This is a genomic window from Mesorhizobium sp. M7A.F.Ca.CA.004.12.1.1 (genome assembly GCF_003997835.1).
Lineage (GTDB): Bacteria > Pseudomonadota > Alphaproteobacteria > Rhizobiales > Rhizobiaceae > Mesorhizobium.
The window spans coordinates 1-1,106 of the sequence record NZ_RZRK01001257.1; the positions used below are offsets into that span (position 1 = coordinate 1).

General features: G+C 58.0%; 1 protein-coding gene. It reads right to left on the reverse strand.

What is annotated here, in order from left to right:
- A partial coding sequence (locus EN984_RS35600; RefSeq protein ID WP_127384402.1) for an outer membrane beta-barrel protein occupies positions 1 to 1,106 on the reverse strand: 1,106 nt, incomplete at both ends.

The following is a 1,106-nucleotide window of genomic DNA, read 5'->3' on the forward strand; positions in this document are numbered from 1 at the left end:
GTGTGGAAAGAGGAAGTCGAGGTAAGGGTGTCGTCGGGTGCGCCGAATTCCGAAGAAAAGTCCTTCTCGGCGAACTGCGAATAGCGATATTCGAGGCCAACGGTGACATTGCTGGACAGAGCCGTTTCCAGGCCGCCACCAACCGAGAAACCGCTGGAACCCCAGTCGAGAATGTCGCCGATCGGGTCGGAAGCGTTCAGATCGAAATGCTGCCAGCTGTAGCCGGCAAGCGCATAGGCAAGGGTCGATTCGTTCATCTTCATGCCGACGCGGCCCAGCACATCGAACCCATAGTCGGTATCGACGTTGATCGACCCGCCGCCGAGATCCAGCTTGGAAGTCATGCCGGAGTAGCGTGCATCGACCATGACGCCTGCGACCCAGCTGCCGAAGTCATGATCGTAGCCGACGTTCAGTTCACCAAAGGCACCTTCGCCACCGAGACCATTGAATTCCAGGTCGCCGAGCGGCGGAACGTTGATCTGATGCACGGACGCACCGGCGCCACCAGCGCCACCGATATAGAAGCCGGTCCAGTTGTAGGCTGGCGTCTCGAAGGCAGCGCCGCCGCCGTTCTGTGCACCGAAACGGTAATTGGCTGCGATCTGGAAAGTATGGCGCGAGGTGTCAAGATTCAGGAGACCGTCCGGTACTCCGACAATGCCAGCCTCGGAAAGAAGATCGTCCTTGGTCCCGAAGCCCGTATAGCGATACTCAGTCTTGATCGTCCAATTGCTGTTGATGGCCGTTTCGATGCCACCTCCGACAAAATACCCGCTCTGATCCCAATCAAAGTCGAAGCCGGCGTTCGTATCGAGCTTGTACTTCTGCCAGGAATAGCCACCCAGCACGTAGCCCAGAGTGTTCGGCGTCAAGAGGTAGCCGAGACGCAGGCCAGCGTCGAAACCGTAGGTTTCCTTGATCGAAGCGTCGAACCCCGTAATGTCCAGCGTGGTCTTGATGTTGCCCACGTGAGCGTCCAGCAGACCGCCGATGAGGAACCGGGGCGAGACCATATAGTCATAGCCAACCGTCAGCTCACCATAGACGCCTTCGCCACCAATGCCGTTCAGCGAGATTGGAATAAAATCGCTGCCGAGCTCGTG